The organism is Rubellimicrobium roseum, assembly GCF_006152145.1.
In the GTDB taxonomy this organism is placed as follows: Bacteria; Pseudomonadota; Alphaproteobacteria; order Rhodobacterales; family Rhodobacteraceae; genus Rubellimicrobium; species Rubellimicrobium roseum.
This window is the reverse complement of sequence record NZ_VDFV01000028.1, coordinates 23,194-49,686: the sequence shown is the minus strand read 5'-3', so window position 1 is coordinate 49,686 and position 26,493 is coordinate 23,194. Positions and strand designations below refer to the sequence as shown.

Below are 26,493 nucleotides of genomic sequence, written 5' to 3'. Positions count from 1 at the left end.
TCACGCGCGTCGCCTGACCTCGAGGGGAAAGGGGCGAACTCGGCCTCAACTCGAGTTGCGCAACAACGCCGCAACGTGACCCGGATCGGCGGGATCACCGAGGACCTGACCCAAGAGGAGGTCAACCAGGTCTATATCGTCAGCACCACGGCCGCTGAGGTCCGCAGGTTGGCGGGCCTTGTTCGCTCGATCGGACACCGGGCGCAGATCTTCGATAGCGCCTCCACCTTCCTCGACGTTGCCACGGTGCTCGCGCCGGGGTGCGTGCTCGTAGACCTACGCAGGAGAAGGAAGGAGGGACTCTCGATCCTGCGTGAACTCAGGGCACGGTCGATCCCGCTGCCGACGGTCGCGCTCGATGCACCCACCACCGATGCCATGACCGGGGTTGCAGCAATGAAGGCAGGCGCCACGGATTACGTGATCGCGAAGGACGAGGCGTCTCTCCGCACGTTGCTGGCAAAGACCCTGGCGGAGTGTCATGCCATGGTGCGGCTGACGACTCGCGATGAGAACGCCGATGCCCGCGTGGCCAGGCTAACGCCCCGCGAGCGTGAGGTGCTCGTCGGCCTGCTCGGAGGCGGGACCAACAAGTCCATTGGTCAGAAGCTCGGGATCAGCCCTCGCACCGTGGAACTTCACCGCGCCCAGGTGATGAACCGCCTCAATGCGGGCAGCCTGACCGAACTGCTCCAGATCGCTTTGGCCGCAGGTATCACACCAAGCGGCGCGCATTAAACACTATGCGGCCCCGGTTTGTGGCGAGCTTTCCAATAGTTGCAGGGGGTGAGATCCCTCGAAGACCCGCCTGCCTGCTCCCTGTCCTGTAAATCGACCACCTCACGAAAGTTCCGGACAGTTCCTCAGAACGCCGGTCCAATGGAAAAATTGCGCCTACACGGCCACTGAAGCTGAGCCGCTGAACGCCAATGGAAGTATGACAATCCCCGACATAGGGACCAATCAAGACCTGACGGCTGGGGCCCAACTCGACCGATGGTTCAACCCCTAAGGGATGAACCGTATAGTCCGCCGGAGACTGCACAACACTTTCCCTGGCGAGCATGCGGCTACAGATTGGGAGAACGCGATGAGAGCAGTTGTCTATAACGGACCGCGCGATGTTGCGGTGCAAGACGTGCCGGACGCGCGGATCGAGAGGCCGACGGACGTTCTGGTACGGATCACGAGCACCAACATCTGCGGCTCCGACCTGCACATGTATGAGGGCCGAACCGACTTCCCGCAGGGCGGCGTGTTCGGGCACGAGAACCTCGGCCAGGTGGCCGAAGTGGGCGACGCGGCGGACCGGGTGAAGGTTGGGGACTGGGTCGCCATCCCTTTCAACATCGGTTGCGGGTTCTGCAAGAACTGCGAGCGCGGCCTGAGCGCCTTCTGCCTGACCACGGCGGATCGAAGCGTCATGCCGAACATGGCCGGTGCCGCGTACGGCTTCGCCGATATGGGACCCTATCGGGGCGGTCAGGCCGACCTTCTTCGCGTCCCCTACGGCGACTACAATTGCCTGAAGCTGCCGCCGGACGCGGAGGAGCGGCAGAACGACTATGTGATGCTGGCCGACATCTTCCCGACCGGCTGGCATGTTACCGAGCTCGCAGGACTGCGTCCCGGCGAGTCGGTCGTCATCTACGGAGCCGGGCCGGTCGGCCTCATGGCGGCTCACGCCGCGATGATCAAGGGCGCCTGCATGGTCATGGTCGTCGACCGCCATCCCGACCGTCTGCGCCTCGCAGGCTCGATCGGGGCTTTGACCATCGACGACTCCAAGGGCTCCCCGGTGGACCAGGTCCTTGAGTTGACAAACGGCCTCGGCGCCGACCGCGGTTGCGAGTGCGTTGGCTACCAGGCCCATGACCCGGACGGCCACGAGCACCCCAACATGACCATGAACGACCTGGTAAGGTCAGTGAAGTTCACCGGCGGCATCGGGGTGGTCGGCGTCTACACGCCGCAGGATCCGGCGCCCCAGGATCCGCTCTACAAGCAGGGCGAGATCGTCTTCGACTATGGCCTTTTCTGGTTCAAGGGTCAGACGATCGGCACCGGCCAGTGCAATGTCAAGGCGTACAACCGGCAGCTGCGAGACCTGATCTCGACGGGCCGCGCCGAGCCGTCCTTCATCGTCTCGCATGAACTGCCGCTGGGTGACGCACCCAACGCCTACCAGCACTTCGACGCGCGCGACGACGGCTGGACCAAGGTGGTCCTCAAGCCGGCCGCGTGACCGACCAACCCCAGCGGGGCGGCTGTTCCCTCGGCCGCTCCGTCGCTTCGCGCCTCGAGGATGCCATGCCAAACTACGACTACGATTGCCCAGCGTGCGGGCCGTTCACGGCGATGCGGCCGATGGCGGAGTTCCGTGATCCCTGCGCCTGCCCGGCCTGCGGGGCCGAGGCGTCGCGAACGTTCCGCAGGGCCCCCGCCATCGCCGGCATGGACCCGACCCGGCGCAGCGCCCTTGCTTCAAACGAGCGTCATGTGAGCAGCCCACGTGCCCCGAAGGCGTCCCATCCCGCCGGCTGCGGCTGCTGCGCGCGTGCGTCACCCATCCCGAGCGCCCTGTCCTCGAAGGGCGGTCGCGTCTTCTCGTCGAGCGGGCCGGTGCGTCTGAGCGGGCGGTGAGCGCCGCCCAAACCCAACTCTTGTCGAACGGAGACACGAACATGGCCGCTGAAACCCTCAACGGACTGAAGGTCGCGATCCTGGTGACGGACGGCTTCGAGCAGGTCGAGATGACCGAGCCGCGCCAGGCCCTCGACGAGGCAGGCGCCGAGACCCGGCTCGTGTCGCCCATGGACGGCCAGGTGAAGGCCTGGAACTTCAAGGAGTGGGGCGACACCTTCCCGGTGGACATGGCCCTCGACAGCGCCCGGCCCGAAGACTTCGACGCGCTCCTTCTTCCGGGCGGCGTCATCAACCCCGATAAACTGCGGGCTTTGCCCGAGGCGGTCGCGTTCGTGAAGGCCTTCTTCGACGCCGGCAAGCCCGTGGCGTCGATCTGCCACGGCCCCTGGACCATCATTGAGGCGGGCGCCGCACACGGGCGGCGCCTGACTTCCTGGCCGTCGCTGAAGACCGACCTCCAGAATGCCGGGGCGCAGTGGGTGGATCAAGACGTCGTCGTTGATCAGGGCCTCGTCACGAGCCGCAAACCCGACGACATCCCGGCCTTCAACCCCGAGGTGATCAAGCTGTTCGCCAGCGCACGTGGGCCATCACGGCAGGCAGCGGCCGAATGAAACCTGCCGCCCCAGCCGGCGCTGCGCAGCACGCGCCTTCGTCTCCGTCGGAACCGGAGGGGATGGAGCGGCGCCCGTTCGGTTCCGTGCCGCGCGACGTGGCAGTCATCGGCCAGGGAACCTGGTACATCGACGACGCGCACCGGCCCACCGCGGTCGCCGCCCTGCGCCGCGGCCTCGATCTCGGCATGACCCACCTCGACACCGCCGAGATGTACGGCGATGCCGAGGCCGTGGTCGGCGAAGCCATCGCCGGGCGGCGGGACGAGGTGTTCCTCGTCTCCAAGGTCCTCCCCAGCAACGCCTCGCGTGCCGGGACCGTGGCGGCCTGCGAGCGCTCGCTCGCGCGCCTGCGCACCGACCGGCTGGACTGTTACCTCCTGCACTGGCCCGGTCCGCACCCGCTCGAGGACACCTTCGCCGGCTTCGAGCGACTCCGAGAACAGGGCAAGATCCTGTCTTGGGGGGTGAGCAACTTCGACGTGCCCAACCTCGATGCCGCCTGGGCTGCCGGGGGCGAGGGCCGGATCGCCTGCAATCAGGTGCTCTACAACCTGGAGGAGCGCGCGATCGAGCACGCCGTGCAGCCCTGGTGCGAGGCGCACGGCGTCGCCGTGGTCGCCTACAGCCCCTTCGGTCATGGCAGCTTTCCCGGCCCGCGCGCACCCGGCGGCAGCGTGCTGGAGGACATCGCAGCAGACCACAGCGCGACCGCGCGCCAGGTGGCCCTCCGGTTCCTGGTGCGGCGGCCATCCTTGTTCACGATCCCCAAGGCGTCCAGCCCCGAGCACGCCGCCGACAACGCGGCCGCAGGCGCGCTGCGGCTGACGGAAGCCGAGCTCGCCCGGATCGACGCCGTGTTCCCGCTTGGCCCCCGGCCGCGCCGGCTTCCCATGCTGTAGGCCTGTGATCAGGCTTCTGGCACAGCAAGAAGGAGCGCCTCGCGATGCGGGACTGGATCGGGGCCGTGGGGGTCAGGACCGCCTACGATCTCCTCGGTGCTGCGATCGATCTCGGCGCGGATCTCGCGCAGGAGATCCAGGGACTGCACCCTCTCCGCCAGCACCGCCTCGCGCCGGCGGGTGTCTTGCCCCACAGCACGCCACTGCTCGACCCGGAGGGCTCGGCGGGCGACCCCGGGGGTCGCCTTTGGCGATCTCGCGGTCGGCCCGGGCGCGGTGGTCCCTTTGGGTCAGCAGGTCCGGCATGGCTCCCAGTCTCGCGGCTTTCTCCAGTGTTCCAACAGCCCGCTCGCCTCGCGGGGTAGTCCCTAGCCCAGGAGCCGGGCCAGGTGAGCGCGATGCTGCCGCAGGCTCTTCTCCGACTCGGCCAGGAAGGCCCGCGCCGCTCTGACTGGCGACCGGAGGCGTTCAGGTCAAGAAAGTCCGCTTACGTGCGGGCTCTCGATTGCTTCTCGTCGTCAGGGTGCGAGAGCGCGGTCCACAGCGCGTGATTTCCCACAGCTAAGATGGCATCCTCGCCTGTTCACAGTGAGAAATGGAAGGTCCCCTCGCCCGACACCCATACCTCAGCGATTCAGCCATGGCCCTGGTCACGTCACGCTCATAGCCCTGTTGATCGGCCGCGAGACACGGGACGTCGACATGGAAGCGTAGCTTGGCTCGTGCGAGGCTGTGCAGATCGTAGGTGGAACGAAATTTTGGCCGAAAGCGACGCGCTCACCTGCGAGTGAAATCGGCCCGTGTCAGCCCGACGTCGCGCAGGCGCTCCTCCGTTAATCCTTCGATCCGGCGCGCCTCGCGGTAGCGGGCATCGACTTCGACCAGCCAGTCGAGCAGGCGGCGGAACAGCGGCGTTGGCGCGGGCAGAACGGTGGGTCGTGTGATCTCGTGGACGGGGTGCATGTCAGCCTCCCTAAGGCAGTTTGGTGCCATCCTCTCCGAGGCGCGGTCCTTGTGCTTGAATGCGCTCTTGCGAATGTCTTGTGATTGGCTTGTCTTTCGCGTCTGACACTGCTGCCACGGCCGTCCGTGGTAAGCTTCGCCCAGCCAGCCCTGGACCTCATCCGTGAAGTACCATTTCGCCGCCTGTAGCCTCGACACCCACCGCCACGTCTTCGAGCGGGACGGCCAAGTCCTGCACGTCGAGCCACAGGTCTCCGATCTGCTGCATCTCTTGGCGCGTTCGGGCGGCGATCTGGTGACGCACGACACCTTGATTGCCGAGGTCTGGGATGGGCTGATCGTGTCGGACGCCACCATCAGCGCCCGCATCAACGCGGCTCGCAAGGCCGTGGGCGACAGCGGCAAAGCCCAACGGGTCATCGAGACTGTGCCCGACGCGGCTTCCGCCTGATAGCTCCCGTCGAGGTCGAGGGCCCCGGTGAGGCGAAGACCACGCCACCGGAGGCCCCGACCTGGTCGGACGGCCTGCCGGCGTTGGCGGTCCTTCCGTTCCACTACCTGGCAGACAGCCCCTCCGACGTTCTGGCTGACGGCCTCGTCGACGAGATCACCTCGGCCCTGAGCCGGGTCCACGAGTTCCACGTCATCGCGCGCCAGTCCGCTTTTGCTCTACGCGATCAGCGGCCGGATGCGCGGACCGCAGCCCGGATCCTGGGCGCGGAGTACCTGGTCGAAGGAACGATCCGTCGCTCCGGCGAACGGCTGCGGGTTGGCGTAAGTCTCCTGAACGCCGCCGGCCACACGCTCTGGTCGGATCGCTTCGAGGATACGGTGGGCGACCTGTTCGAGCTTCAGGACCGGATCGCAACCCAGGTGGCCGGCCAGCTGCCCGGGAAGGTGCGAGCGGCCGAGATCGCTTGTGTGGACCGGGACTGTACCGTCACCAACGAGTCCCGGGCCTTGGTCCTGCGCGCCCTGCCCCACTTCTGGGCGCATCGGTGCGAGGAGAACGCCAAGGCTATCGAGCTGCTCTCGCGGGCTATCGCGGTAGACGCTCACGATGTCCGAGCCCTCGCCTACAAGGCTTGGGCGGTCGTGCAACAACCCAGCTACATGTGGTCGGAGGACGCCGCAGCCGACCGGGCAGAGGCCTTTTGTCTGGCCAGTCTCGCCGCGGAACGGGTGGAAGACGATGCGTCCGCGCTGGTCGCCATCAGCGCGGCCCACTCCATGGCAGTCGCAGACAGCGCGCGCGCTCTGGCGTTCGTGCGCCGTGCCCTCGATCTCGACCCCAACAACGCCTGGGGGCGGCTGCGTTTGGGGTGGGCCTTGGTATATGATGGACGGCCTGCGGAGGCGCTCGTCGAGTTCGATCGGGCAAAGCGCCTCTCGCCGCTGGATCCCTTTCTCTTCAACATGCGTATCGGCGCGGCAGGAGCACAGGCGGAACTGGGCAACTACGACCTGGCGATCCGCATGATCCACGAGGCGCTCATGAACACGCCCGGGATCACCTGGGCTTATCGCCTCCTGGCCAGCCTCTATGGCCGGATCGGCGATGTCGAGAACGCAACGGCCGCCGCGCGCAAGCTCTTGGAGAGCCATCCGGGGCTGACGATGGAGAAGCTGGCTGCCAGCGTGCCACCCGCCGTGGCGGAACGGAACCCAGCCTATCTCAAGGGACTCCGGGCCGCAGGGATCCAATAGCTCGCACTCTCTGGCTGACTCGTCTGCGCCGAGGGCCATTCAGCCCTTAGACCAACGAGCCCTTGATACTTACTCAACGAGGGTCCGAATGATTGTTCGGGCCTGATCCCACTGAGCCTCAATACCGTTCGGCCCAGCTCAGGCCATCTCGCTCAACATGGTCAGGTGCCGGATCTCCACGGGCTGGGCGAGGAGCCGGTCGATCTGTGAGACGAGTGGCCAGAGGTGCGGCATGAGCATATGCGCGTCGAGATCGGACTGGCTCCTCCAGTTCTCGTAGAAGACGAAGGTGCAGGGATCCTCAGCGTCGGCATGGAAGTCGTAGTTGAGGCAGCCCGGCTCGGCCCGCGTGGGCTCGACCTGCGCGGCGAGGAGCCGCTCCAGCTCCTCGCGCGTCTCGGGCTTCGCCACCACCGTTCCGATGATCGTGACAGGTACCATGATCAGGACTTCTTCTGGCTGAGCGCCACGGCCAGGATGATGATCCCACCCCGCGCGATGAGCTGCTGGCTGAAGTCGAGGCCCATCAGGATAAGCCCGTTGTTGATGAGCCCGATCATCAGAGCCCCGACGATGGTGCCGATCACAGTCCCCATCCCGCCGAAGAGGCTCGTGCCCCCCAGCACGGCGGCCGCGATGACCGACAGCTCGTCCCCCTCGCCAAGCTGGAAGCGCCCGGACTGGAGGCGGCCCGCATAGAGCATCCCCGCGAGCGCTGCCGCCATGGAGGAAATGACGAGGACGCGGAACTTCACGGAGCGCGTGTCGATCCCCGAGTAGCGCGCGGCCGTCTCACCGCCCCCCGTGGCAAGCACCCGCCGCCCGAAGCCCGTGCGGCGCAGCACGACGTGGCCAACGACGCCCAGGATCAACGTCCAAAGGAGGAGGACCGGGATGGGACCGATGGAGCCCCCGCCGAAGATCCAGGAATAGCCGGGCGACAAGATCGGCACGGCCGCCGTGTCCGAGATCCACATGGCGACGCCCTTGGCGATGCCCATCATCGCGAGCGTCGTGAGGAAGGACGGGATACCGATCCGCGTGGTGAGCCAGCCGTTGAACATGCCCACCGCGAGCCCCGTGGCCAGCCCGGCAAGCACGCCTGCCACCGGCCCGGCCGCCGCGATGGCCATAGCGACCGTCACCGTGGTCAGACCTGCGACCGCGCCCACCGAAAGGTCGATCTCGCCCGCCGAGAGGACGAAGGTCATGGCGATGGCCATTACCGCGATCATCGCCGTTTGGCGGACGATATTGAGGAGGTTGTTGGGGTTCAGGAACCCCTTGTCGTTCAGCGTCGCCGCGAAGACGAGGAAGATGACAACGAATCCAATGTAGATGATGTACTGCCGCCAGTTGGCAAAAAACGGGCTGGGTGCGCGACCCTTGCGGGCGGCGAGGGATGCGTCAGACATGGGACCTCTCCTGCCCTGCGGTCAGGGCCTGCTGGATGGCAACTTGCAGCTTGCGCTCGGCGGCCTGAAGCCGGTGCCCGGAGTCGTGCTCAGGCACCTCAGGATCGTCGAAGGCAGCGCGCGGCCGGTCAAAGTGGGCGCGCCCGTCGGCCATGACGACGATCCGGTCGCAGGCGACGAGAAGCTCGGAAAGCTCGGACGAGATGAAGACGATAGCCTTGCCCTGGGCCGCGAGGTCTCGCACCAGCCGGATGATCTCGGACTTGGATCCGATGTCGATACCCGCCGTGGGCTCATCCAGCACGAGCACGTCGGGGTCGAGCGCGAGCCACTTCCCGATCACCACCTTTTGCTGGTTGCCGCCTGACAAGGTCGAGACCGCGTGGTCGCGACTCGCAGTCTTGATCGACAGACGGGCAATCTGTGCGTCGGCAACCTCGCGAACCTTGGCGCGATCCTCGAGCCCTCCCCGTTGGAGTCGGTCTAGGATGCCAAGCGTCAGGTTCGAGGCCACGGAGTGGGCGGGGATCACCCCCTGCCGCGCTCGGTCCTCAGGGACCAGCGCCACGCCTGCCGCAATGGCGTCACCGGCCTTGCGCAGCGTCACAGGCTGCCCCTTCACCAGGATCTCGCCCCGGATGGCGGGCTCCACCCCGGAGATCACCCGCGCCGTGGCCGAGCGGCCCGAGCCCAGGAGCCCGGCGAGGCCCACGACTTCGCCCCGGTGGACCGCGAGGCTGAGGTTGTCGGGCTTGTGCAGCCCGGTGACGTTCTTGAGCTCGAGGAGCACCTCGCCCCGGGCCATGTCGCTTCGCACCACGTCGGCCAGCCCCTTGGACCTCTTGCCGACGATGTGCTCGATCATCTTGTCGATAGGCAGCTCCGAGAGCGGCGCGGTGATGACGTGCCGCCCGTCGCGCAGGATCGTGGCGCGGTCGGCGATGCGGGCGATCTCGTCCATGCGGTGACTGACATAGATGATAGCCACGCCCTTGGCCTTGAGCTTGCGCAGGAAGATGAAGAGCCGCTCAACGTCCGACACGGCGAGCGCGGTCGAGGGCTCGTCGAGGACCAAGACCTTGGCGTCCTTGCCGATCGCCTTGGCGATCTCGGTCAGTTGCTTCTGGCCCGCGCCAAGGTCGCCCACGCGGGCGCGGGGATCGACCTGCACCTCGAGCAGGTCGAAGATCTGGGCCGTGAGCCGCTCGGCCTCCTTGTCATCAATGAGGCCCTGCCCCGTCCGTGCCTCGCGCGTCAGGAAGACGTTCTGCGCGACGGTGAGCGTCGGGATGAGGCTCATCTCCTGGTAGTTCATCGCGATGCCGGCGGCGCGGGACTCCTCGGGCGTGTGCGCGGTGAGGACCCGACCGTTGACCTCGACGGTGCCGGCGTCCGGCTTGTGGACGCCGTTCAGCACCTTGAGGATCGTGCTCTTGCCCGCGCCGTTGCCGCCGAGCAGGGCGTGGACCTCACCCGGAAGCACCTCGAAGTCCACCCCGTCGAGGGCGCGGACGCCGCCGAACGATTTGGAGATGCTTGTCATGCGGACGGCCGCAGGCGCGGCGGCCACGTTGCTGACAGGACCAGACTTGGTACCGTAAGCTAAATCCGTCATGATGGCCTCTGTTGAAAATGGCAGGAGGCCACGCCGAGGCGCGGCCTCCTCATTGCCTCAGGGAACGGGCTTCAGTTCCGCCTCGGTGACGATCCTTGCCGCATCTTCGGGCAGCAGCCATCCTTCGGCTTGCAGCGCCTCGACCGATTCTTTGACTTGCTCGAGGTAGTTCTGATGGGCGCCGACCACCCCATAGAGTTGGTGCAGCTTGGCGGTGCCGAAGTCCTCTTGGTGGCCGAAGGACCAGGCGTAGGGCAGCCCCTCAGTCGGGGTCGCACTCTCGTAATAGGTCGCCGTGGGCACATCGAGGTAAGGGCTGCGCACCCCGCCCAGGACATTTCCATGCTCGTCGGTGGCGAACGTCGCATCGATTGTGTCACCGAACAGGGTCTCGGACGTGCCGGGCTTGGTAGCAATGGGCTCAGCCTTGGGCGGCGGCGTGCCATCCTCAACCCAACGCTCGAGGTTGGCGTACATCGCCGCCTCAAGGTACTGACGCGGAAGGTGGTTCGCCGTGGCTTCCGCGCCGCCGTATTCGTAGGCCACCTGCGTCGGCAGGTTGCCCGCTCTCTTGATCGCTTCAGGATCGGGCTGGTAGTTGGTGATGAAGGCTGGTCCGTGCGGGGCACCAGCGATCTCGTAGAGGCGGTAGCCCGCTTTCGGATCGTCGCTATCCTCACGGCGCCAGCTGTAGCTACCAAGCAAGAAGACATCGCCCTGTGCGTCGGCACGGATGAACGGTGCATGCGTGGCCGGAAGCTGCCCGCGCGGGTCGTCCACGGGCATCGCCTCGACGCATTGGCTGATCGGGACCGTCCGCCCCGCGCCCGAAGCCGACACGAACCCGTCGTAGACCGGGCGTCCATCCGCCAGGGTCGCATCATTGGCGAAGTTGTTGACGTAGGTGTTGATGAAGAACCCTGTCTGGGACTCGCCTGTCCCGTAGACATGTTCGACGTCATAGCGCGCAAAGGGCGAACCCTCCGAACCATCCCGCACCAGCGCACCGATCTGGCTGATCATGTCCCAGACAAGGCCGTTCTCGTAGAGGCGGGACAGGTTCTCGTCGTAGCCCTCGTCATCGGGCAGCAGCCCGCAGGCTTGCTCCTCGGCCGGGACAGGGTTCGCCATCGACAGGCGGCCGTAGCGCTCAGGGTCAATGCGCTGAAGCGAGGCGATGACGTTGGGCTTGGCAGTGATAGAAACCCAGATGTCACCGTCCCGCATGACCTTGTCCTGGAGGACCGGCCACTGCACCTCAACGTCCCAGCCACGCGAGGGATTGTTCAACTCGACCCAGACCGTGCCGCTGAAGTCCTGCGGATTGGACGGGCGGCGAATAATCATCCGTGTGGTGTAAGGCGCATCCGGCACAACGACCTGCGGCGTCTCGGCCGCACCGTCCGAACCCCAGTTGTAGACGTTCGCTTCGCCCGATACGAGGTACTCGGCGATCTCATAACCATGCGCGGCAAGATCAGTACCGCCTGTCGTAAAGATCTGCGAGGTCTCGGTTTCGGGGATCGGGCCTTCGACGGTGGGCAGCGCAGTATCGGCCGCAGCGGGCAGGCCAGCCAAGCACAGCGCGATACCCGTGCTCGCCGTGAACCTACTTCTTAGGCTGATATAACTCGCTTTCATGGTGGGCCTCCTCCTGTTGGTTCTGTGAAGTCTTGCGAGGATCAGGCTTGCGCCCTCGTCCACTGCCTTTCGGTGCCAGCCGCCCCCTCGACCCGCTCCCAGTGCCCAGTCTCGCCGGACCGCAGGAGCGCATCGGCCACATACTCGGTCCTGAGTCCGTCCTCGAAGTTGGGCGAGGGCAGCTTGTTCTGGGCGATGGCAGCGAAGAAGTCGCGGCACTCAACGATCTTGGTCTCGGAGTAGCCAATGCCGAGGGCCGGAATGGGCCAGAGCCCTTCGCCATAGGGATGCGCCGGGCCGGTGTAGATGGTGCGGAAGCCCCGGGCATCGGCCGGGTCGTTCCGGAACATGACCTGGAGCTCGTCGCGGCGCTCGTAGTTGAAGTGGATCGAGCCCTCGGTGCCGTGGATCTCGAACGTGATGAAGTTGTTCCGGCCCCAGGCGTTGCGGGACGCCTCAAGGGAGCCCACCGCGCCGTTCTCGAAACGGAGCATGGAGATCACCTCGTCGTCCACGTCCACCTCGCCCCGTTCGGCGGTGGCCGACTTCTCGGAGGCGCCGAGCTTGTCCACCCCGCCCTGCTGGATCGGCCGGGTCTTGACGTAGGTGTGGACCATCGAGTTCACCTCGGCAATCGGCCCCACGAGGTAGTGGGCGAGGTCCACGACATGGGTCGCGATGTCGCCCGTCGTTCCCGAGCCCGCGATCCGCTTCTGGAAGCGCCAGGAGAGCGGGCCGTCAGGATCGGCGGACCAATCCTGGAGGTAGGTGCCGCGGAAGTTGAGAATGCGGCCGACCCGGCCTTCCTCGATGTACCTCTTGGCGAGCGCCACGGCGGGCGTGCGGCGGTAGTTGAAGGCGACCATGTGGATGACGCCCGCCTCGCGCACGGCCTGAGCCATGGCGCGGGCCTCCTCGATCGTCCGCGCCAGCGGCTTCTCACAGATGATGTGCTTGCCCGCCTTGGCCGCGGCGATGGCGATCTCGGCATGGACGTTGTTGGGCGTGCAGATGTCCACCACGTCGATGTCGGGGCGCTCCACCACGGCCCGCCAGTCCGAAGAGGCCTCCTCGAAGCCGAACCGCTCGCGCGCCGCTTCGGCAGCCGCGTCGGTAACGTCCACGACAATCTTGCGGTGGGGAATGGCGGGGGCAGGCCAGAAGAACATGGGCATAGAGGCGTAGGCCATGGCGTGCGCCTTGCCCATGAAACCGCCGCCGATCATGGCGACGTTCATGACGCGGGTCATCGGGATATCTCCGGAAGGGGAAGGGGAGCGAGCGGATCGTTCATGTCCGCCCGCTGGCAGGGATCACTGACCCATCGAGGCCGTAACGTTCTCGGTCGGGGGCGCGTGGTAGACGGTCTCCCAGGCTTCGAGAAGATTGTCCTTGGTCACGGGCAGCGCTGGCAGCGCCACGAAGGCCGGCGCCTCCTTGTCCAGGAGCGCATAGCCCGCGAGGATCGCCTCGGTCACGCCTTGGTCGAAGGGCCGCTGCGCACCGAGCCCGTAGACCGGCCCGCCCTGCGCCATGGAGATCGCGACGTTCTCGCCCAGGTCGATTGTGGTGATCACGATGTCGTCCCGTCCCGCCGCGCGGGCGGCCGACAGCACGCCCTCGGCCGGCACGTCCCAGACCGCCCAGATGCCCTTGAGGTTGGGGTTCGAGGTCAGCATCGCCGAGGCCGCCTTGTCGGCGTCGCCCGTGAAGTCGGGCCCGCCGATCCCCTGCTCGGCGACGATCTGGATGTTGGGATAGTTCTCCTCGATCGTCGCCTTGAAGGCGTCGTAGCGCTGGCGCGTCACGAAGAAGTCGGCTGCATGGTAGATGACCCCGATCTCGCCGCCCTCCTCGCCCAGCGCCTGCGCCATCAGATGCGCGGCGGCCACGCCGTTGCCGTAGTTGTCGGCCGAGACCGAGGATACGTAGTCCGTCCCGGCGGTGAAGCCCTGGGGCACGTTGTCCATGAAGACGAGCTTGGCGCCCGCCTCAGCGGCGGCGCGGTAGGCAGAGGCGGTGGCAACTGGGTCGGTCGGGATTGAGACGATGATGTCGGGCGCCTGCGCCATCACGGTCTCGAGGTTCGCCACCTGCGTCTCGGGTTTGAAGCCCGCATCGGTCACGGCGATAACCTCGATGCCCATCTTGGCGAACTGGTCCTGAAGGCCCGCGACCTGGGCGCGCGACCAGTCGTTGCCGCCGTAGTGAAGGACAATGGCGGCGGTGGCGCCCATGCCCTTGATCTGCTCGATCTCCTCGTCGGTCAGAGTCACCTCGGAGGCGGCGGTCGGCTCCTCGCCGTTCGGGCCGGTGGACAGGACCTGGTCTTGGAGCGCGGCCAGCGCCTCGGCCGGATCGGCCGCCGCCGGCAGCGCGCCCAGCACAAGGGCGAGCAGCGCCGCCCCGCCCAGCAGGGTGCGTCGGTTCATCATTGTCGTCTCCTCCCAGAGACCCGGCGATGCCGGGGATGTTGGGCCGTCAGGCCCGCTTCAGGTAATCCATGCTGAGCCGCGCCCCCTCGGCCGGATCCGGCCAGGCGTCGAGCTCAGTGCAGACCCAGCCCGCGAAACGCGCCTCGCGCAGCGCCTCGAGGATCGGGCCCGTGGGCACATCGCCGCGGTCGAGCGGCGTGAAGGCAAAGGGCTCCTTCTGAAAGCCCTTGAGGTGCACATAGGAGATGCGGTCGCGCAGCTCGCGGATCAGCCGCGCCGGGTCGCCACCGGCGGCGGCAAGGTGCGCGGTGTCGGGACAGAAGTCGATCGAGGTCAGCCCGAAGATGCGGTGCACCTCCTGCGGCCCTTCGACGATGGTCGAGAGATGCGGGTGGTAGTGCGCCCTGAGCCCCCGCACCTCAGCGATCTCCTTCACGCGGTCGAGTGCCGCGCCAAGCTTCGCATAGTCACCGTCGCGGGTCCCCTCGAAGCGCTTGGCGCCCCCGCCGACCACGAGATGCGGCGCGCCGAGCTCGGCCGCACGGTCGGCGGCGCGGGTGACGCGGGCCAGCTCCTCGGGCAGGATGTCGTCGAAGATGAAATTCCCGCCCGCATAGGTGGCGACCAAGGTCAGCCCCGCGTCGGACAGCAGCCGACGCATCTCGGCAGCTGGCACGTCGAGGAGGTTGCCGTCGAAGACCTCGACGCCCTCGTAGCCCGCCGCCGCGATGTCCGAGAAGGCGCGGTCCATCTCGCCGAAGGTGCGATAGCTGAGCTGCGTGATCGAGGTCACGCCGACGGCGTTCCCGCCCAGCGCGCCCCAGCAGTTCGCATGATAGGCGAGCTTCCACTCGGTCATCTCGGCGCCTCCCCCCGCTTCGTTGTCCCGTTGTTACGGTTGTTACGTCGCGAATCGGATCAGGTCAACCTTTATGGAGCATATGCCGGCCACCTTATGCCTATCTTCAACATAAGTTTGAGATTGCAGAACCGAAGCGAAGCTTTTATCGCTTCCGGACCAGGGAGGCTCGGATGCAGGCGCTGGACCGTGAGGATGAAGGGACGCGCTCGCGCGGCCGGGGCCGTCCCCGCGGCTCCGAGACCGCCAGCGGAAGCGTGATCGAGATCCTCAATCTCGTGCGTACTGGCCAAGCCACCACCCGCCAGGAGATCGAGCGGGTGGGCGAATTCGGCCGGGCGATCGTCGCCGACCGCTTGGCGCTCCTGACCGAGCTGGGCCTCGTGGACGAGAGCGAACTCGGCGCAGCGACGGGGGGCCGGGCGCCGCGCCTAGTCCGCTTCGCGGCGGACAGGGGGCGCGTGCTGGTGGCGACGCTGGACCAGACGGCGCTGGGTGTGGGCATCGCGGACCTGTCCGGCCGCCTCCTCATGGAGCACCACGAGCCCGTGGACCTGACGGAGCCCGCGGCGGCGATCCTCGACCGCGTGACCTCGCTCTTCGACTGGATCCTGTCGCGCCAGAGCGGGCCGGGCGCCGCTCCCTGGGCGGTTTCCCTTTCCGTGCCGGCCCCCGTCGCCGAGGCCGGAGGGACCTTCCTCACCGAGACGCCGCCGATCCTGCCGGGTTGGGAGGGCACCTTCTTCGTGGAGACCCTCGTGCGGCGCTACGGTGCCCCCGTCTGGATGCGCTCCAGCGTCGAGACGATGACGATGGGCGAGCTCCATGGTGGCGCCGGGATTGGCTGCACGGCCATGCTGTTCGTCAAGGTCGGCAAGCGCATCGGGGCCGGGCTCGTCTGCGACGGGCGGCTCTGGCGCGGCGCGATGGGGGCGGCGGGTTTGATCGGGCAGCTCCCCGTCCAGACCGGGGAGCGGACCGGCACGCTCGACGCGCTCGCCGGCTCCGAGATGATCGCCCGCGAGGGACAGGCCGCCGCCGAGGAGGGCCGGAGCACGCTGCTGGCCGACCTCCATCGCCGCCACGGCGCGCTCAGTGCCGCCGAGGTCAGCCAGGCCGCCCAGATGGGCGACCGGACGGCCATGGAGATCCTCTCCCAGAGCGGTCGCCTCATCGGCCATGTCGTGGCGACCCTGGCCAACGCCCTCAATCCCGAGATCATCGTTCTCTCGGGATCGGTGGCCCAGTCGAATGATATCCTCCTCGCGGCGGTGCGCGAGGCGGTCTATGGCGCGTCCCATCCTCTGGTGACGCGCGACCTCCGGATCGTGCGGTCGCAGATGAGCAGCTCGGCGGGCCTTGTGGGGGCTGCAATGGTGGCAGTGGAAGGCCTCTTCGCCCCACCGATGCTGAAAGACTGGGTCCTCCAGGGCCGCCCGATGGCCCACCCGGGCTTCGCGGCGCTGCGCGATCGCCTCGAGGACCCGCCTCCCGCACCCGCCAAGCCGGCCGCTCCCCGCAATGACCGGACCTGAGGGAAGGACATCCATGTCGATCGCCGGTCTCGGCCCCCATGGCGAGCGCGCCTCGCCGCCGCAGCGCGTGGCCCTTGCCCCCGCCGACATCGACGCGGCCCGGAAGAAGGGCTTCCGCGTCGCCATCGTCATGCACACGCTCGAGAGCGACTTCGCGCGCCAGCAGCTCCAGGGCCTCGCCGGGACTTTGGGCGACTGCGGCACGGCGGTGATCGAGGTCGTGGACTGCGGCTTCTCGCCCGAGGCGCAGATCGCCGCCCTCGACCGCGTGCTGCACGAGGCCCCCGACGCGGTGATCTCCCTGCCCGTGGCCAACGCCGCCGTGGCCGCGGCTCATGCGCGGCTATCCGCGGCCGGAATCTCGCTCGTCCTCCTCGACAACGTGCCCACGGGTCTCCTGCCCGGCAAGGACTACGTGGCCCTGGTCTCCGCCGACAACTCGGGCTTGGGGCGCATCGCGGCCGAGCTCCTGGCGCCGCACCTGTCCAAGGGCGCTGAGATCGGCGTACTGGGCTACGACGCCGACTTCTTTGCGACCAACGAGCGCGAGCTCGCCTTCGGCCGGTGGATGCGGCGGGAGCGGCCGGACGTCACGCTGCGGACCGCGCGCTTCGGCTCCATCCGGGTCGCCGGCGAGACAGCCCTGTCGCTTTGGACCGCGCATCCGTCCCTCGCCGGTCTTTTCGTCGTCTGGGACACCCCGGGGCGCGAGGCGCTGTCCGCTCTGGCGCGACATGGCTGGTCAGGCCCGGTCGCCACGATCGACTTGGGACGAGACGTCGCGGCAAGCTTGGCCCGAGGCGGTCCGGTCGTGGCCGTCGCTGCGCAGCAGCCTCATTATCAGGGCGTGATCGCGGCGCAGACGGCGATCCTGGCCATGCTCGGGCAACTCACACCTGACTGGGTAGCCCTGCCCGGCGTTCCCGTGACGCGCGCCAATGTCGCCGAGAGTTTCCAGACGGTGTGGCGTCGCCCCGCCCCGCCCGAAGTCCTAACAGCACTTCTGCCTAGTCGACGAGAGAAGAAGTAGGCCAGAGCGAACTCAGGACAGACGTCGCATGTTCGCCATAAGCTGACGCAACACTGGTCGCGCGCCTCGGCTCCGCCGCACCGTTCGAACCAGCAGAAACGAACCTTCACCACTTGGTGTTACAGAGGTTCGAATGGTTGCGGGGGCAGGATTTGAACCTTCGCCCGCAACGCTGGACATCACATGATCAGGCGACTACCTTCCATGCACGTGCGTATGCGGCGGGCGTCTCTAGCAACTGAACTGTCGCGGGCACCCGAGAAGAGCCGCTTGAACCAGTGCACAAGGTACCGCACACCTTGAGGCACATCGCTGGAGGCGCACCGGAATCGGGCGAAAATCCTGCTGAGTCAACAGGATTGTAGGAATGACTTCGGCCCCCACCGTCGGATCAGCCTTCCTCGTCTAAAGGTCAGGCGGAGGTGAACAGCTTGGCCAAGCCTTCTGCATCAAGGGCACGGCAAATCCTGCCCGCGGGCTTCACGGCCTCCACGTCCTCTCCTGCTACTAGGGCATTGACCACGGCTTCCTCGATGGCCTCGACGCCGGCAAGGTACAAAGGATCGAGGTATTCGCCGTTGAGATGACGCACGTCCTGGAGGACCGCCGCCCGCTGGGGCATCGGGCCGGGATTGGCGACTGAGAAGGCGAGGAAGATGTCGCCCGAATTGTTCCCGCCCGGGGTGCCACCCCGGCCGATCCCAATGGCCGAGCGCTTGGCGAGCGCCCGAAGTGAAAGGCCCGACACCGGCGCGTCCGTGCCGAGCAGAACGATGATCGACCCCATCTCCGTGCTGTAGAGCGCGCCCTCGGGCATGAGCCGCCCCACAGGCTGCCCCAGAATCGTCAGCCACGGCCGGAGCCCGTGATTGGCCTGCACGAGCGCGCCGATCGTGTAGGTTTCCCCGCCAATGACTACGCGCCGCGAGGCCGTCCCGGTGCCGCCCTTGAACTCGTAGGCGATCATGCCGTTGCCGCCGCCGGTCGATCCCTCGGCGACGGGACCAGTCCGCGCGTCCTCGATTGCGGCGACGGCGTGATGCGGCTCGACGAACATGGCGTTGATGTCGTTCAGGACGCCGTCATAGGTTTCGGCCACCACTGGCATGGCCCAGGCATGGCCGTTCCGGAAAAAGTCGGCATAAGTGTCGATCATCCAGCGGGTAGCGCCGGTATGGGCCGCCCCCACCCCATGCGTGTTGGTGATGAGGACCGGCCCCATGAAGTAGCCGGCGTCGTCGATCCAGTGGGTGCCCGTCATCTCGCCGTTGCCGTTGAGCGAGTAGTGCCCGGCCCAGACGGGCTGCGGCTCGGGCAACCTCCCGCGCGGGAGGACGGCGGTCACGCCCGTGCGCATCCGGCGCGACAGATCCGTGAGGGTGCAGAATCCAACCTCCACGCCCGGGACGTCGGTGATGGCGTTGAATGGGCCCGGCTCGCCGGGAAAGGGCAGCCCGAGGTCGCGGGCGCGGGGACGCATCATATCAGTCGGTCTTTCGGCTGCGCAGCCACAGGCCCAGGGCTGCGATCAGGATCGAGGCCAGGATGATCATCGTGGCGATGGCGTTGATCTCGGGCTTCACGCCGCGGCGGATCATCCCGAAGATGTATACGGGAAGGGTCGTGCTGCCCGTCCCTGCGATGAAGTAGGTGATGACGAGGTCGTCCATGGAGATCACGAAGGCCAGCAGCGCCCCGCCCAGGATCCCCGGCGCGAGCTGCGGAAGGAGCACCTTCCGGAAGGTGGTCCATTCCGAGGCTCCCAGATCGGCCGAGGCCTCCTCAAGCGCGGGGTCGAGACCCGCGAGCCGTGCCTGGACGATGAGGTAAACGTAGGAGATCAGGAACGTGCAGTGCCCGATGATGATCGTCAGAAGCGAGAGCTGCATCCCGATCGTGACGAAGAAGATCAGGAGCCCGATCCCCAGCACGATGTCGGGCATCATCATGGGCAGCAGCAGGCCGCCGCTGTAGACCCCTCGGCCCTTAAACCTGTGCCGCGCCAACGCGAGAGCCGTGGCGGTCCCTACAACGGTCGAGATCGCCGTCGTGGCGGCGGCCACGGTGAGCGAGTTCCGAACTGCTGCGAGGAGCTGGTCAGTGCTCTCGATGTAGAGGGCGCGGTTGCTCACATCGGTCGCCCGCTCCCCGAGGCCAAGGAGGCCACGGTACCAGTCGAGCGTGAAGCCGTCCCAGATCAGCATGTTCACCGGGTTGGCGTTGAACGAGGTGACCACGATGACAAGGAGGGGCGCGTAGATGAAGACGAAGAACAGGACCGCGACAATCGTCAGGACGGCCCAGCCCAGGCGGCTTTGCATCGTTCAGCCCCTCACCCGTCGGGATCGCGCCACCATGGTGAGAAGCACCATGAGCACGACCGACATGACGACCATGGCCAGGGCCGAGCCGAAGGGCCAGTTGCGGGCCGACAGGAACTGCTGCTCGATCAGGTTGCCCATCATCAGGCCCTTGGCCCCGCCCAGGATGTCCGGGACGATGAAGTTGCCCACGGAGGGGATGAAGACGATCACCGAGCCCGCGACGATCCCCGGCAGGGTCTGTGGCAGGATCACCTTTCGGAAGGTCTGCGCCCGCGTCGCGCCCAAGTCGAAGGAGGCCTCGACCAGGCTGCGGTCGAGATTGTCCACCGCCGCGAAGAGCGGCAGGAACATGAAGGGAACCATGATGTACACCATGCCCAGCACGACTGCGGCCGGCGTATAGAGGATATCCAGCGGCGCATCCACGACCCCGAGCGCCAGGAGCCCCTGGTTGAGGAGGCCCGAGGGCCGCAGGATCAGGAGCCAGGCGTAGAGCCGGACGATCAGGCTCGAGAAGAAGGGCAGCGTCACGAGGAACAGGAACAGGAGCCGCCACCGCTCGGGAAGACGGCTCATCCAGAACGCAACCGGGTAGCAGAGGATGAGGCAGAGCAGGACCGTGAGGGTCGCAAAGCCAAGCGAGCGCAGCAGGATCTGAAGGTAGATGGGCTCGAAGATCTCCATCAGCCCGTCGGCCCAGCCGAAGATCCGCCCGTAGTTCCAATGGTAGAAGGCCCACTCCACGCCGCCGTAAAGCCCAGGCATCAGGACCGAGAACAGCGCGACGATGAGAAGCGGCAGAAGAAAGAACACGCCCAGGATCAGCGTTGCCGGCGCCAGGAGGACGGCCAGCACGATCCTTTCGCGCGGGGCCGCCATCACGCCTCCTCCAAGACATGGGCCGCGGCGGGATCGTAGCCGAGGCTGACCGGCGTCCCCACCTCCGGGGCCCCTGCCCGGTCGCGCGCGGTGACGCGGATCTCGGGGCCGCCCGCGTTGGGCCTGACGAAGAGGTGCAGGTCCGAGCCCAAGTAGACCGATCGCGAGACCTGACCCGCGATGTCGCCGTCCTCTAGCGTGAAGTCGGCCGGCCGGAGCGCGGCCACGGCCGATTGCCCCGGCCGCAGGCCCGCCGCCGGAAGCCACAGCGCGAGGCCCTGTGCCGTGCGCCCGACCGCGAGCCCGCCTTCGATCCGCTCGACCGTGATGGAGAAAAGGTTGGTCTCGCCGATGAACTCGGCCACGAAGCGGCTGCGAGGGCGGCGGTAGATGTCGCGGGGGCTGCCCTGCTGCTCGATCCGGCCTGCACGCATCAGGACCACGCGGTCGGACATCGTCAGCGCCTCCTCCTGGTCGTGGGTCACGAAGACAAAGGCGATGCCCAGGCGGTGCTGGAGGTCCTTGAGCTCGAGCTGCATCTGCTGGCGCAGGTTGCGGTCGAGCGCCGACAGCGGTTCGTCGAGCAGGAGGAGCCTGGGCTTCGCGACGATCGCCCGTGCCAGGGCCACCCGCTGCCGTTGCCCGCCCGAAAGCTGAGAGGGCTTGCGCGCGCCCATCCCCGACAGGCCGACCTTCTCCAGCGCTTGGCCCACCTCCCGCTCGTAGGTCGCGCGGTCCACGCCCCGGACCTCGAGTGCGTAGCCCACGTTCCGCGCCACCGTCATGTGCCCGAACAGGGCATAGCTCTGGAATACCGTGTTCAAAGGCCGCCGGAAGGGCGGCAGCGCTCCGAGATCCGCGCCATCGAGCCGGACGGAGCCCCCATCGAGCTGCTCGAAGCCGCTGATGGCGCGAAGAAGCGTGGTCTTGCCGCAGCCGGATGGGCCCAGGAGCGTGACGAACTCGTTGCCCCCGACATCAAGGTCTACGCCGTCGAGAGCGGCGATATGGCCCCCTTCGGGCGTGGCGAAGCGCCGCCGCGCCCCGCGGATCTCGAGAAGTGCCGTCATCGAAGCCCCCGGTCGCACGGGCGGCCTTCCAAGGCCGCCCTCCTCTGTCTCACTGCACAGTCCGGATGGTATTCCAGGCGCGGTCATAGGCGCGCAGCGCGGCACCCAGGTCCTCGAATATCTGGAGACGTTCCATCGTCTCGGGGGGCACGTTGATGTTGGGGTTCCCTTGGATGAACTCCGGCGTGAGCTCGTTGGCGGGGACGTTGGGCGTGCCGTTGAACTGCTGCGCCACGTTCAGGGCCGCGATCTCGGGCTGGAGGTAGAACTCGAGGAAGCGCATGGCCGCCTCCTTGTTCGGCGCCGAGGCGAGGACGCAGATGTTCTCCTGGTACATCGTGCCGCCCTCGGCGGGGATGACGTACTTGATGTTCGGCGTCTCGGTGAAGAACACGTTGCCGCCCACGAAGAAATGCGCCGCAGCCAGATCCCCCGAGGACATCAGCGCCATGCTCTCGTAGGTGAAGGCGGTCACGTCTTCCTTGTGGGACAGGATGTAGTCGGTTGCGGCCTGGATCTCGGCCGGGTCGGCCGAGTTGACCGAGGCGCCGGTCATGATGAGGCCGATCGCCATGACCTCGCGCATGTCGTCGAGCAGGCTGATCTTGCCGCCGGTCCGCTCGGGGATGGCGAAGAAATCCTCCCAGCCGGCGATGGGTCCGGTCACGTCCTCGTTGTAGTAGATGCCCACCGTTCCCCAGGCATAGGGCAGGCAGTACTCGCCGTTGGGGTCCTGGGACGAGCGCAGGAAGGCCGGGTCGATATTGGCGAAGCTCGGGCTCTCGTTGATGCCCGTCCGCTCCAGCAGGCCGAGCTGGAGCATGATGTCCTGCATGTGGACGGACGGGAAGACGATGTCGTAGCCAGTGGCGCCCGCCTGGATCTTGGCCAGCATCTCCTCGTTCGAGGAGTAGGTGTCCAGCGTCACCTCGATCCCCGTCTCTTCCGTGAAGCGCTGGAGGACCTCGGGGTTGATGTAGTCGCCCCAGTTGTAGAGCGCGAGCGTGCCGGCGTCCTGCGCCGCAAGCGCCGTGGTGGAGGCCAGAAAGGCGAGTCCAGCCAATCGTGCGATCATGGTGTCATCCCCATTGGTTCAGCAGTGGCCGCCCTCTGCTCGGGGCGGTTCCACCTTGGCGCGAAGGTCCGGGCCGTGTTAGGTCCAATGACAGAACGCTAACAATCACCCTATGATGATGTAAAGATGGCATGAGCAGCTCGGTCGCCAAGGCTCCGGAGTCCTCCTTCTCTGCCCGTCTCAGGGCAGTTCGACCAGAACTGACCAAATCAGAGGCAGCCATCGCGCAGTGGCTCATCTTGAACGAGGGCACGATCGGCCTCGAAACCGGAGCGAGCATCGCCGCCAAGACGGGCGTGAGCCCCATTACGGTGAGCCGGTTCTTCCGCCGCCTGGGCTACAAGGGACTGCCCGCCCTAAAGACAGACCTCCAGGCCTCGGCGGCCAACCTGCACCTCGACGCTGTGGGACGCACCCTGCGCCTGCTGGAGGGGGAGATCGGGACGCTGATCAAGCGGGACGCCGAGGCGGTGCTGGGCTTGGGTTCGCAGATCGCCCGGCCGGAATGGACCGACGCTGTCCTGGCCCTCGAGGGCGCGTCCGATGTCTTCGTCACAGGGTTCCAGACCGTTCGGGGCCTGGCCGAGGACTTCGCCCGGCGCCTCTCGATCGTCCGGCCGTCGGTGCGCTTCGTCTCGCCTCACGATACGGGCCTGGCCGAGTGGATCCACCCGCCAGGCCATGCGCCCCGGAACTGTCTGCTGCTGGTCGACACCATTCCCTATGCCCGACAGGCTGAGCCTATCGTCCAGATGGCCCGGCAGGCGGGCATGTCTGCCGTCGTCGTGACGGACGAACTCAACACGTGGGCCGCGCGGCACACTCCGCTGGTCTTTTTTGCCCCCACGAAAGTAGGGACCTTTCTCGAAAGCACGGGGCCTCTCGCCACGCTGCTCAATCTCATCACCCATTCCGTGGCAGGGAGGGATCCGGAACGAACGCGCGAGAGGCTGGACCGCTGGCCAGAGGTTCTGCGAAACCTCGACCTGTTCTGACGGTCAGCGGCAGGACCTCGACAGACCCCGCCCGCGACTTCTTGCCCGCGCCGGAAGAAGGTGCGTGTGGGCCCAGCGCCCGGCTTGCCGTCGCGGAATCTGGCATCGAGGAGACGCCATCCTCCTGCGGGGTAAAGCCGCGGTCCCAGCCGTGGCGCCGCTTGCGCCCGATCTCCCGCGCGCGGCTGGCCTTCGGTGCTCTCTTTCCTCGTCTCGCCGGAGATCGGGGCAGGATCCTCGCCGGCTCGGGTCGTCTGATGTCGGACAGCACCGATCCTAGGGCGCGCCTAACCGGGGCGAAGCCATATCCTATTTTCGCGCCAACTGTCGCTTCGCTAGACTGGCGTTCGGAGTCGGCCCGAATGCGGTGGGCTCGGCTCAATGGCTGAGGGGGCAGGATGTCAGTGGAAGAGGTCGAGACCCTCATCATCGGGGCCGGTCAGGCCGGTCTGGCCGTGAGCGCGCATCTGGGCCGGCTCGAACGGCCCCACCTCGTCTTGGAACGGCAGCGGATAGCGGAACGGTGGCGGTCGGAGCGCTGGGACTCCCTCGTGGCGAATGGCCCCGCCTGGCACGATCGCTTCCCCGCGCAAGAGTTCGACGGCCTCGATCCCGACGCTTTCGCCTCCAAGGACCAGATCGTCGCCTACTTCGAATGCTTCGCCGCACGCATCGCCGCCCCGATCCACTGCGGCGTCGAGGTGACCGAGGCACGTCCCCTGCCCTCGGGCGCGGGTTTCCGCATCGAGACGACCGCGGGACCTATCGAGGTGCGAAACCTTGTGGCGGCCACCGGTCCCTTCCAGCGGCCCATCGTGCCAGACTTCGTCCCGCGCGACGCCGTTCCATTTCAGATACACTCCGCTGCCTACCGGAACCCGGACCAGCTCCCCGCAGGCGGCGTCCTCGTGGTCGGCGCCGGCTCGTCGGGCACCCAGATCGCCGACGAGCTGAACCGCGCCGGCCGGGCCGTCCATCTCTGCGTAGGCCCCCACGACCGTCCGCCCCGCCGCTACCGGGGCCGCGACTTCACATGGTGGCTCGGCGCTCTCGGCAAGTGGGACGCCCGAGCCCGCACCCCCGGGACAGAGCATGTCACCATCGCCGTCTCCGGCGCCCGCGGAGGAGAGACCATCGATTTCCGCCGCCTCGGAAACGAGGGCATCACCCTCCTCGGCCGCGCCGAGGGCTTCTCGGACGGGCGCCTCCGCCTCGCCCCCGACTTAGCGGTTAACATCGCGAGGGGCGACGCGAACTACCTGTCGGTCCTCGACGAAGCCGACGCCCATGCCGCGCGTCACGGCCTCGACCTCCCCGAGGACGCCGAGGCGCGCCGCACCTTTCCCGACCCGGCCTGCCTGTCCCAGCCGATCCTCGACCTCGACCTCCAGGCGGCCGGCATCCACTCCATCATCTGGGCCACCGGCTACGCCTTCGACTTCGGCTGGCTCAAGGCCGGCACCTTCGACGCGGCCGGCAGGCCCGTCCACGACCGCGGCGCCTCCCCCCAGCCGGGGCTCTGGTTCGTGGGCCTCCCCTGGCTGACCTGCCGCGGCTCCGCTTTCATCTGGGGCGCTTGGCGGGACGCGGGCGAGATTGCCGATCGCATCGCCGCCCGCGCGCCCGCGCCGCTCACCGCCTGACCGTCACGAGGACCCCTTGGCCCATACCCGGATCCGCCCCTTCAACACCCGCGACACCTACCCTGAACAACGCCTGTCCAACGACCTCGCTCATGCCGTGGTGGCGCGGGGGACGACCGTGTTCCTGCGCGGCCAGTGCCCGCAGGACCTCGACACCGGGCGCGACATCGACAGCCACGATCCGGCCGAACAGACGCGCAAGGCGGTGGACAACATCCTCCAGCTCCTCTCCGAAGCCGGCGCGAAGCCCGAGCACATCTGCAAGCTCGTGATCTACCTGACCGACGTGCGCCACCGCGAGCCGGTCTACCGGACCTTAGGCGAGATGCTGCCCGGCATCCATTACGTCTCCACGGGCCTCGTCGTGGTGGCGCTGGCGCGCCCGAACTGGCTGGTGGAGATCGACGCCACCGCCGTGATCCCGGACTAGGGTCATGACCTTCTCCCTTGTCGCGCGCTGCGCCCGCACCGTTATGTTCGGGATGGTGATCTCGTCCTCCTCCCCCGCGGTCGCGGCCCGATGCGCCCATGCCCGCGCCGGCGTGGGCGCGGTCGCCAGCCAGAACGTTACCGACCCTCGCCTCGGCCCGCGCGCCCTCGACCTCATGGCGAAGGGCGCCACCGCCGAGGAGGCCGTCGTGATCCTGAGGCGCGGCGGCGCAGCGATGGAGTGGCGGCAGGTTCTCGCGGTCGGCACCGACGGCCCCCCGGCCATCCATTCGGGAGTCCACGCGCTCGGCCTCTGGTCCGAGGCGAGGGGACGGGACGCGGTGGCAGGCGGGAACCTCCTGTCCCACGAGGGCGTCCCCCAGGCCATGCTCGACGCCTTCGACGGCTCACAAGGCCATCTAGGGGACCGGCTGATGGTGGCCCTAACGGCCGGACGGGATTCAGGCGGCGAGGCCGGGCCGGTCCATTCCGCGGGGCTCCTCCTCGTCGACGACCAGCCCTGGCCCCTGGCCGACCTCCGCATTGACTGGACGGAGGATGACCCCATCGCCGCCCTTGGCACAGCCTGGGCCGTGTACCGTCCGCAGATGGGCGCCTATGTCCAGCGGGCGCTCGACCCCTCCGCGTCTCCCTCCTATGGCGTTCCCGGCGATCCCTGAGGCTTGAGCCCCGCCGCGCTTCGCGGGACAACCGGG

At 67.3% G+C, this 26,493-nt stretch carries 27 protein-coding genes; 13 read left to right on the top strand and 14 right to left on the bottom strand.

Going from position 1 to position 26,493, the window contains the following annotated elements; all coding sequences use genetic code 11:
* The 5 genes from FHG71_RS15680 to FHG71_RS15660 form a co-directional block, all read left to right on the top strand.
* On the top strand, positions 1–738 hold a 738-nt coding region (locus FHG71_RS15680), incomplete at its 5' end, for a response regulator transcription factor (RefSeq protein WP_218014112.1).
* A gap of 400 nt (positions 739–1,138) precedes the next feature.
* On the top strand, positions 1,139–2,245 hold the full coding sequence (locus FHG71_RS15675) for a glutathione-independent formaldehyde dehydrogenase (RefSeq protein ID WP_246045474.1): 1,107 nt from the start codon (positions 1,139–1,141) through the stop codon (positions 2,243–2,245).
* Positions 2,246–2,310: 65 nt separating this feature from the next.
* Positions 2,311–2,643 carry an FmdB family zinc ribbon protein gene (locus FHG71_RS24765; RefSeq protein ID WP_139082645.1) on the top strand — a complete coding sequence of 111 codons (333 nt, stop codon included), beginning with the start codon at positions 2,311–2,313 and terminating at the stop codon, positions 2,641–2,643.
* A 41-nt stretch (positions 2,644–2,684) separates the two neighbouring features.
* Complete coding sequence (locus FHG71_RS15665) at positions 2,685–3,260, top strand: type 1 glutamine amidotransferase domain-containing protein (RefSeq protein ID WP_139082644.1); 576 nt, start codon at positions 2,685–2,687, stop codon at positions 3,258–3,260.
* 62 nt (positions 3,261–3,322) lie between these two features.
* A complete protein-coding gene (locus tag FHG71_RS15660; protein WP_139082643.1) occupies positions 3,323–4,162 on the top strand; it encodes an aldo/keto reductase in 840 nt (279 codons plus the stop codon).
* Positions 4,163–4,170: 8 nt separating this feature from the next.
* Here the strand turns inward: FHG71_RS15660 and FHG71_RS15655 are convergent, their stop codons facing one another.
* Positions 4,171–4,356: a hypothetical protein gene (locus tag FHG71_RS15655; RefSeq protein WP_139082642.1), complete on the bottom strand. Its 186-nt coding sequence runs from the start codon at positions 4,354–4,356 to the stop codon at positions 4,171–4,173.
* A 583-nt stretch (positions 4,357–4,939) separates the two neighbouring features.
* Positions 4,940–5,125, bottom strand: coding sequence for a hypothetical protein (locus tag FHG71_RS15650; protein WP_139082641.1), 186 nt, complete (start codon positions 5,123–5,125; stop codon positions 4,940–4,942).
* Between the two features lie 163 nt (positions 5,126–5,288).
* Here FHG71_RS15650 and FHG71_RS15645 point away from each other — a divergent pair, with 163 nt between their 5' ends.
* The gene (locus FHG71_RS15645) at positions 5,289–5,576 is read left to right on the top strand and encodes a winged helix-turn-helix domain-containing protein (protein WP_139082640.1); all 288 of its coding nucleotides are present in this window, start codon (positions 5,289–5,291) and stop codon (positions 5,574–5,576) included.
* An 83-nt stretch (positions 5,577–5,659) separates the two neighbouring features.
* On the top strand, positions 5,660–6,832 hold the full coding sequence (locus FHG71_RS15640) for a tetratricopeptide repeat protein (protein WP_139082639.1): 1,173 nt from the start codon (positions 5,660–5,662) through the stop codon (positions 6,830–6,832).
* 138 nt (positions 6,833–6,970) lie between these two features.
* Here FHG71_RS15640 and FHG71_RS15635 read toward each other — a convergent pair whose 3' ends face one another.
* The 7 genes from FHG71_RS15635 to FHG71_RS15605 form a co-directional block, all read right to left on the bottom strand.
* Positions 6,971–7,273, bottom strand: a complete 303-nt coding sequence (locus tag FHG71_RS15635; protein WP_139082638.1) for a putative quinol monooxygenase — start codon at positions 7,271–7,273, stop codon at positions 6,971–6,973.
* Positions 7,274–7,275: 2 nt separating this feature from the next.
* Complete coding sequence (locus tag FHG71_RS15630) at positions 7,276–8,247, bottom strand: ABC transporter permease (RefSeq protein WP_139082637.1); 972 nt, start codon at positions 8,245–8,247, stop codon at positions 7,276–7,278.
* Positions 8,240–9,862, bottom strand: coding sequence for a sugar ABC transporter ATP-binding protein (locus FHG71_RS15625; protein ID WP_139082636.1), 1,623 nt, complete (start codon positions 9,860–9,862; stop codon positions 8,240–8,242). Before FHG71_RS15625 ends, FHG71_RS15630 begins: the two co-directional genes overlap by 8 nt.
* 57 nt (positions 9,863–9,919) lie before the next feature.
* Positions 9,920–11,503, bottom strand: a complete 1,584-nt coding sequence (locus FHG71_RS15620; protein WP_139082635.1) for an alpha/beta hydrolase domain-containing protein — start codon at positions 11,501–11,503, stop codon at positions 9,920–9,922.
* Between the two features lie 41 nt (positions 11,504–11,544).
* Complete coding sequence (locus tag FHG71_RS15615; RefSeq protein ID WP_139082634.1) at positions 11,545–12,753, bottom strand: levoglucosan dehydrogenase; 1,209 nt, start codon at positions 12,751–12,753, stop codon at positions 11,545–11,547.
* A 63-nt stretch (positions 12,754–12,816) separates the two neighbouring features.
* A complete protein-coding gene (locus FHG71_RS15610; protein WP_218014110.1) occupies positions 12,817–13,935 on the bottom strand; it encodes a substrate-binding domain-containing protein in 1,119 nt (372 codons plus the stop codon).
* 49 nt (positions 13,936–13,984) lie between these two features.
* Positions 13,985–14,797 carry a sugar phosphate isomerase/epimerase family protein gene (locus FHG71_RS15605; protein ID WP_139082632.1) on the bottom strand — a complete coding sequence of 271 codons (813 nt, stop codon included), beginning with the start codon at positions 14,795–14,797 and terminating at the stop codon, positions 13,985–13,987.
* A 173-nt stretch (positions 14,798–14,970) separates the two neighbouring features.
* Between FHG71_RS15605 and FHG71_RS15600 the strand changes: the two genes are divergently transcribed.
* Together FHG71_RS15600 and FHG71_RS15595 are read left to right on the top strand one after the other, a co-directional pair.
* Entirely contained in the window at positions 14,971–16,332 is a 1,362-nt protein-coding gene (locus FHG71_RS15600; protein WP_139082631.1) for an ROK family protein, read from the top strand.
* Between the two features lie 13 nt (positions 16,333–16,345).
* On the top strand, positions 16,346–17,362 hold the full coding sequence (locus FHG71_RS15595) for a substrate-binding domain-containing protein (RefSeq protein ID WP_139082630.1): 1,017 nt from the start codon (positions 16,346–16,348) through the stop codon (positions 17,360–17,362).
* A gap of 412 nt (positions 17,363–17,774) precedes the next feature.
* Here the strand turns inward: FHG71_RS15595 and FHG71_RS15590 are convergent, their stop codons facing one another.
* From FHG71_RS15590 to FHG71_RS15570, 5 genes are read right to left on the bottom strand one after another with little or no spacing between them, the layout of a single operon-like run.
* Positions 17,775–18,845, bottom strand: a complete 1,071-nt coding sequence (locus FHG71_RS15590) for a DmpA family aminopeptidase (RefSeq protein WP_139082629.1) — start codon at positions 18,843–18,845, stop codon at positions 17,775–17,777.
* Position 18,846: 1 nt separating this feature from the next.
* The gene (locus FHG71_RS15585) at positions 18,847–19,683 is read right to left on the bottom strand and encodes an ABC transporter permease (RefSeq protein WP_139082628.1); all 837 of its coding nucleotides are present in this window, start codon (positions 19,681–19,683) and stop codon (positions 18,847–18,849) included.
* Positions 19,684–19,686: 3 nt separating this feature from the next.
* A complete protein-coding gene (locus tag FHG71_RS15580; RefSeq protein WP_139082627.1) occupies positions 19,687–20,565 on the bottom strand; it encodes an ABC transporter permease in 879 nt (292 codons plus the stop codon).
* The gene (locus tag FHG71_RS15575; RefSeq protein ID WP_139082626.1) at positions 20,565–21,635 is read right to left on the bottom strand and encodes an ABC transporter ATP-binding protein; all 1,071 of its coding nucleotides are present in this window, start codon (positions 21,633–21,635) and stop codon (positions 20,565–20,567) included. The genes FHG71_RS15580 and FHG71_RS15575 overlap by 1 nt, the downstream gene beginning before the upstream one ends.
* A gap of 49 nt (positions 21,636–21,684) precedes the next feature.
* Complete coding sequence (locus FHG71_RS15570; RefSeq protein WP_139082625.1) at positions 21,685–22,710, bottom strand: polyamine ABC transporter substrate-binding protein; 1,026 nt, start codon at positions 22,708–22,710, stop codon at positions 21,685–21,687.
* Between the two features lie 131 nt (positions 22,711–22,841).
* Between FHG71_RS15570 and FHG71_RS15565 the strand changes: the two genes are divergently transcribed.
* The 4 genes from FHG71_RS15565 (at position 22,842) to FHG71_RS15550 (ending at position 26,457) form a co-directional block, all read left to right on the top strand.
* Positions 22,842–23,705: a MurR/RpiR family transcriptional regulator gene (locus FHG71_RS15565; RefSeq protein ID WP_139082624.1), complete on the top strand. Its 864-nt coding sequence runs from the start codon at positions 22,842–22,844 to the stop codon at positions 23,703–23,705.
* Positions 23,706–24,103: 398 nt separating this feature from the next.
* Positions 24,104–25,348, top strand: a complete 1,245-nt coding sequence (locus FHG71_RS15560) for a flavin-containing monooxygenase (RefSeq protein ID WP_139082623.1) — start codon at positions 24,104–24,106, stop codon at positions 25,346–25,348.
* Positions 25,349–25,364: 16 nt separating this feature from the next.
* A complete protein-coding gene (locus FHG71_RS15555; RefSeq protein ID WP_139082622.1) occupies positions 25,365–25,778 on the top strand; it encodes a RidA family protein in 414 nt (137 codons plus the stop codon).
* Between the two features lie 4 nt (positions 25,779–25,782).
* Positions 25,783–26,457: a DUF1028 domain-containing protein gene (locus FHG71_RS15550; protein ID WP_139082621.1), complete on the top strand. Its 675-nt coding sequence runs from the start codon at positions 25,783–25,785 to the stop codon at positions 26,455–26,457.
* Positions 26,458–26,493: the final 36 nt, after the last annotated feature.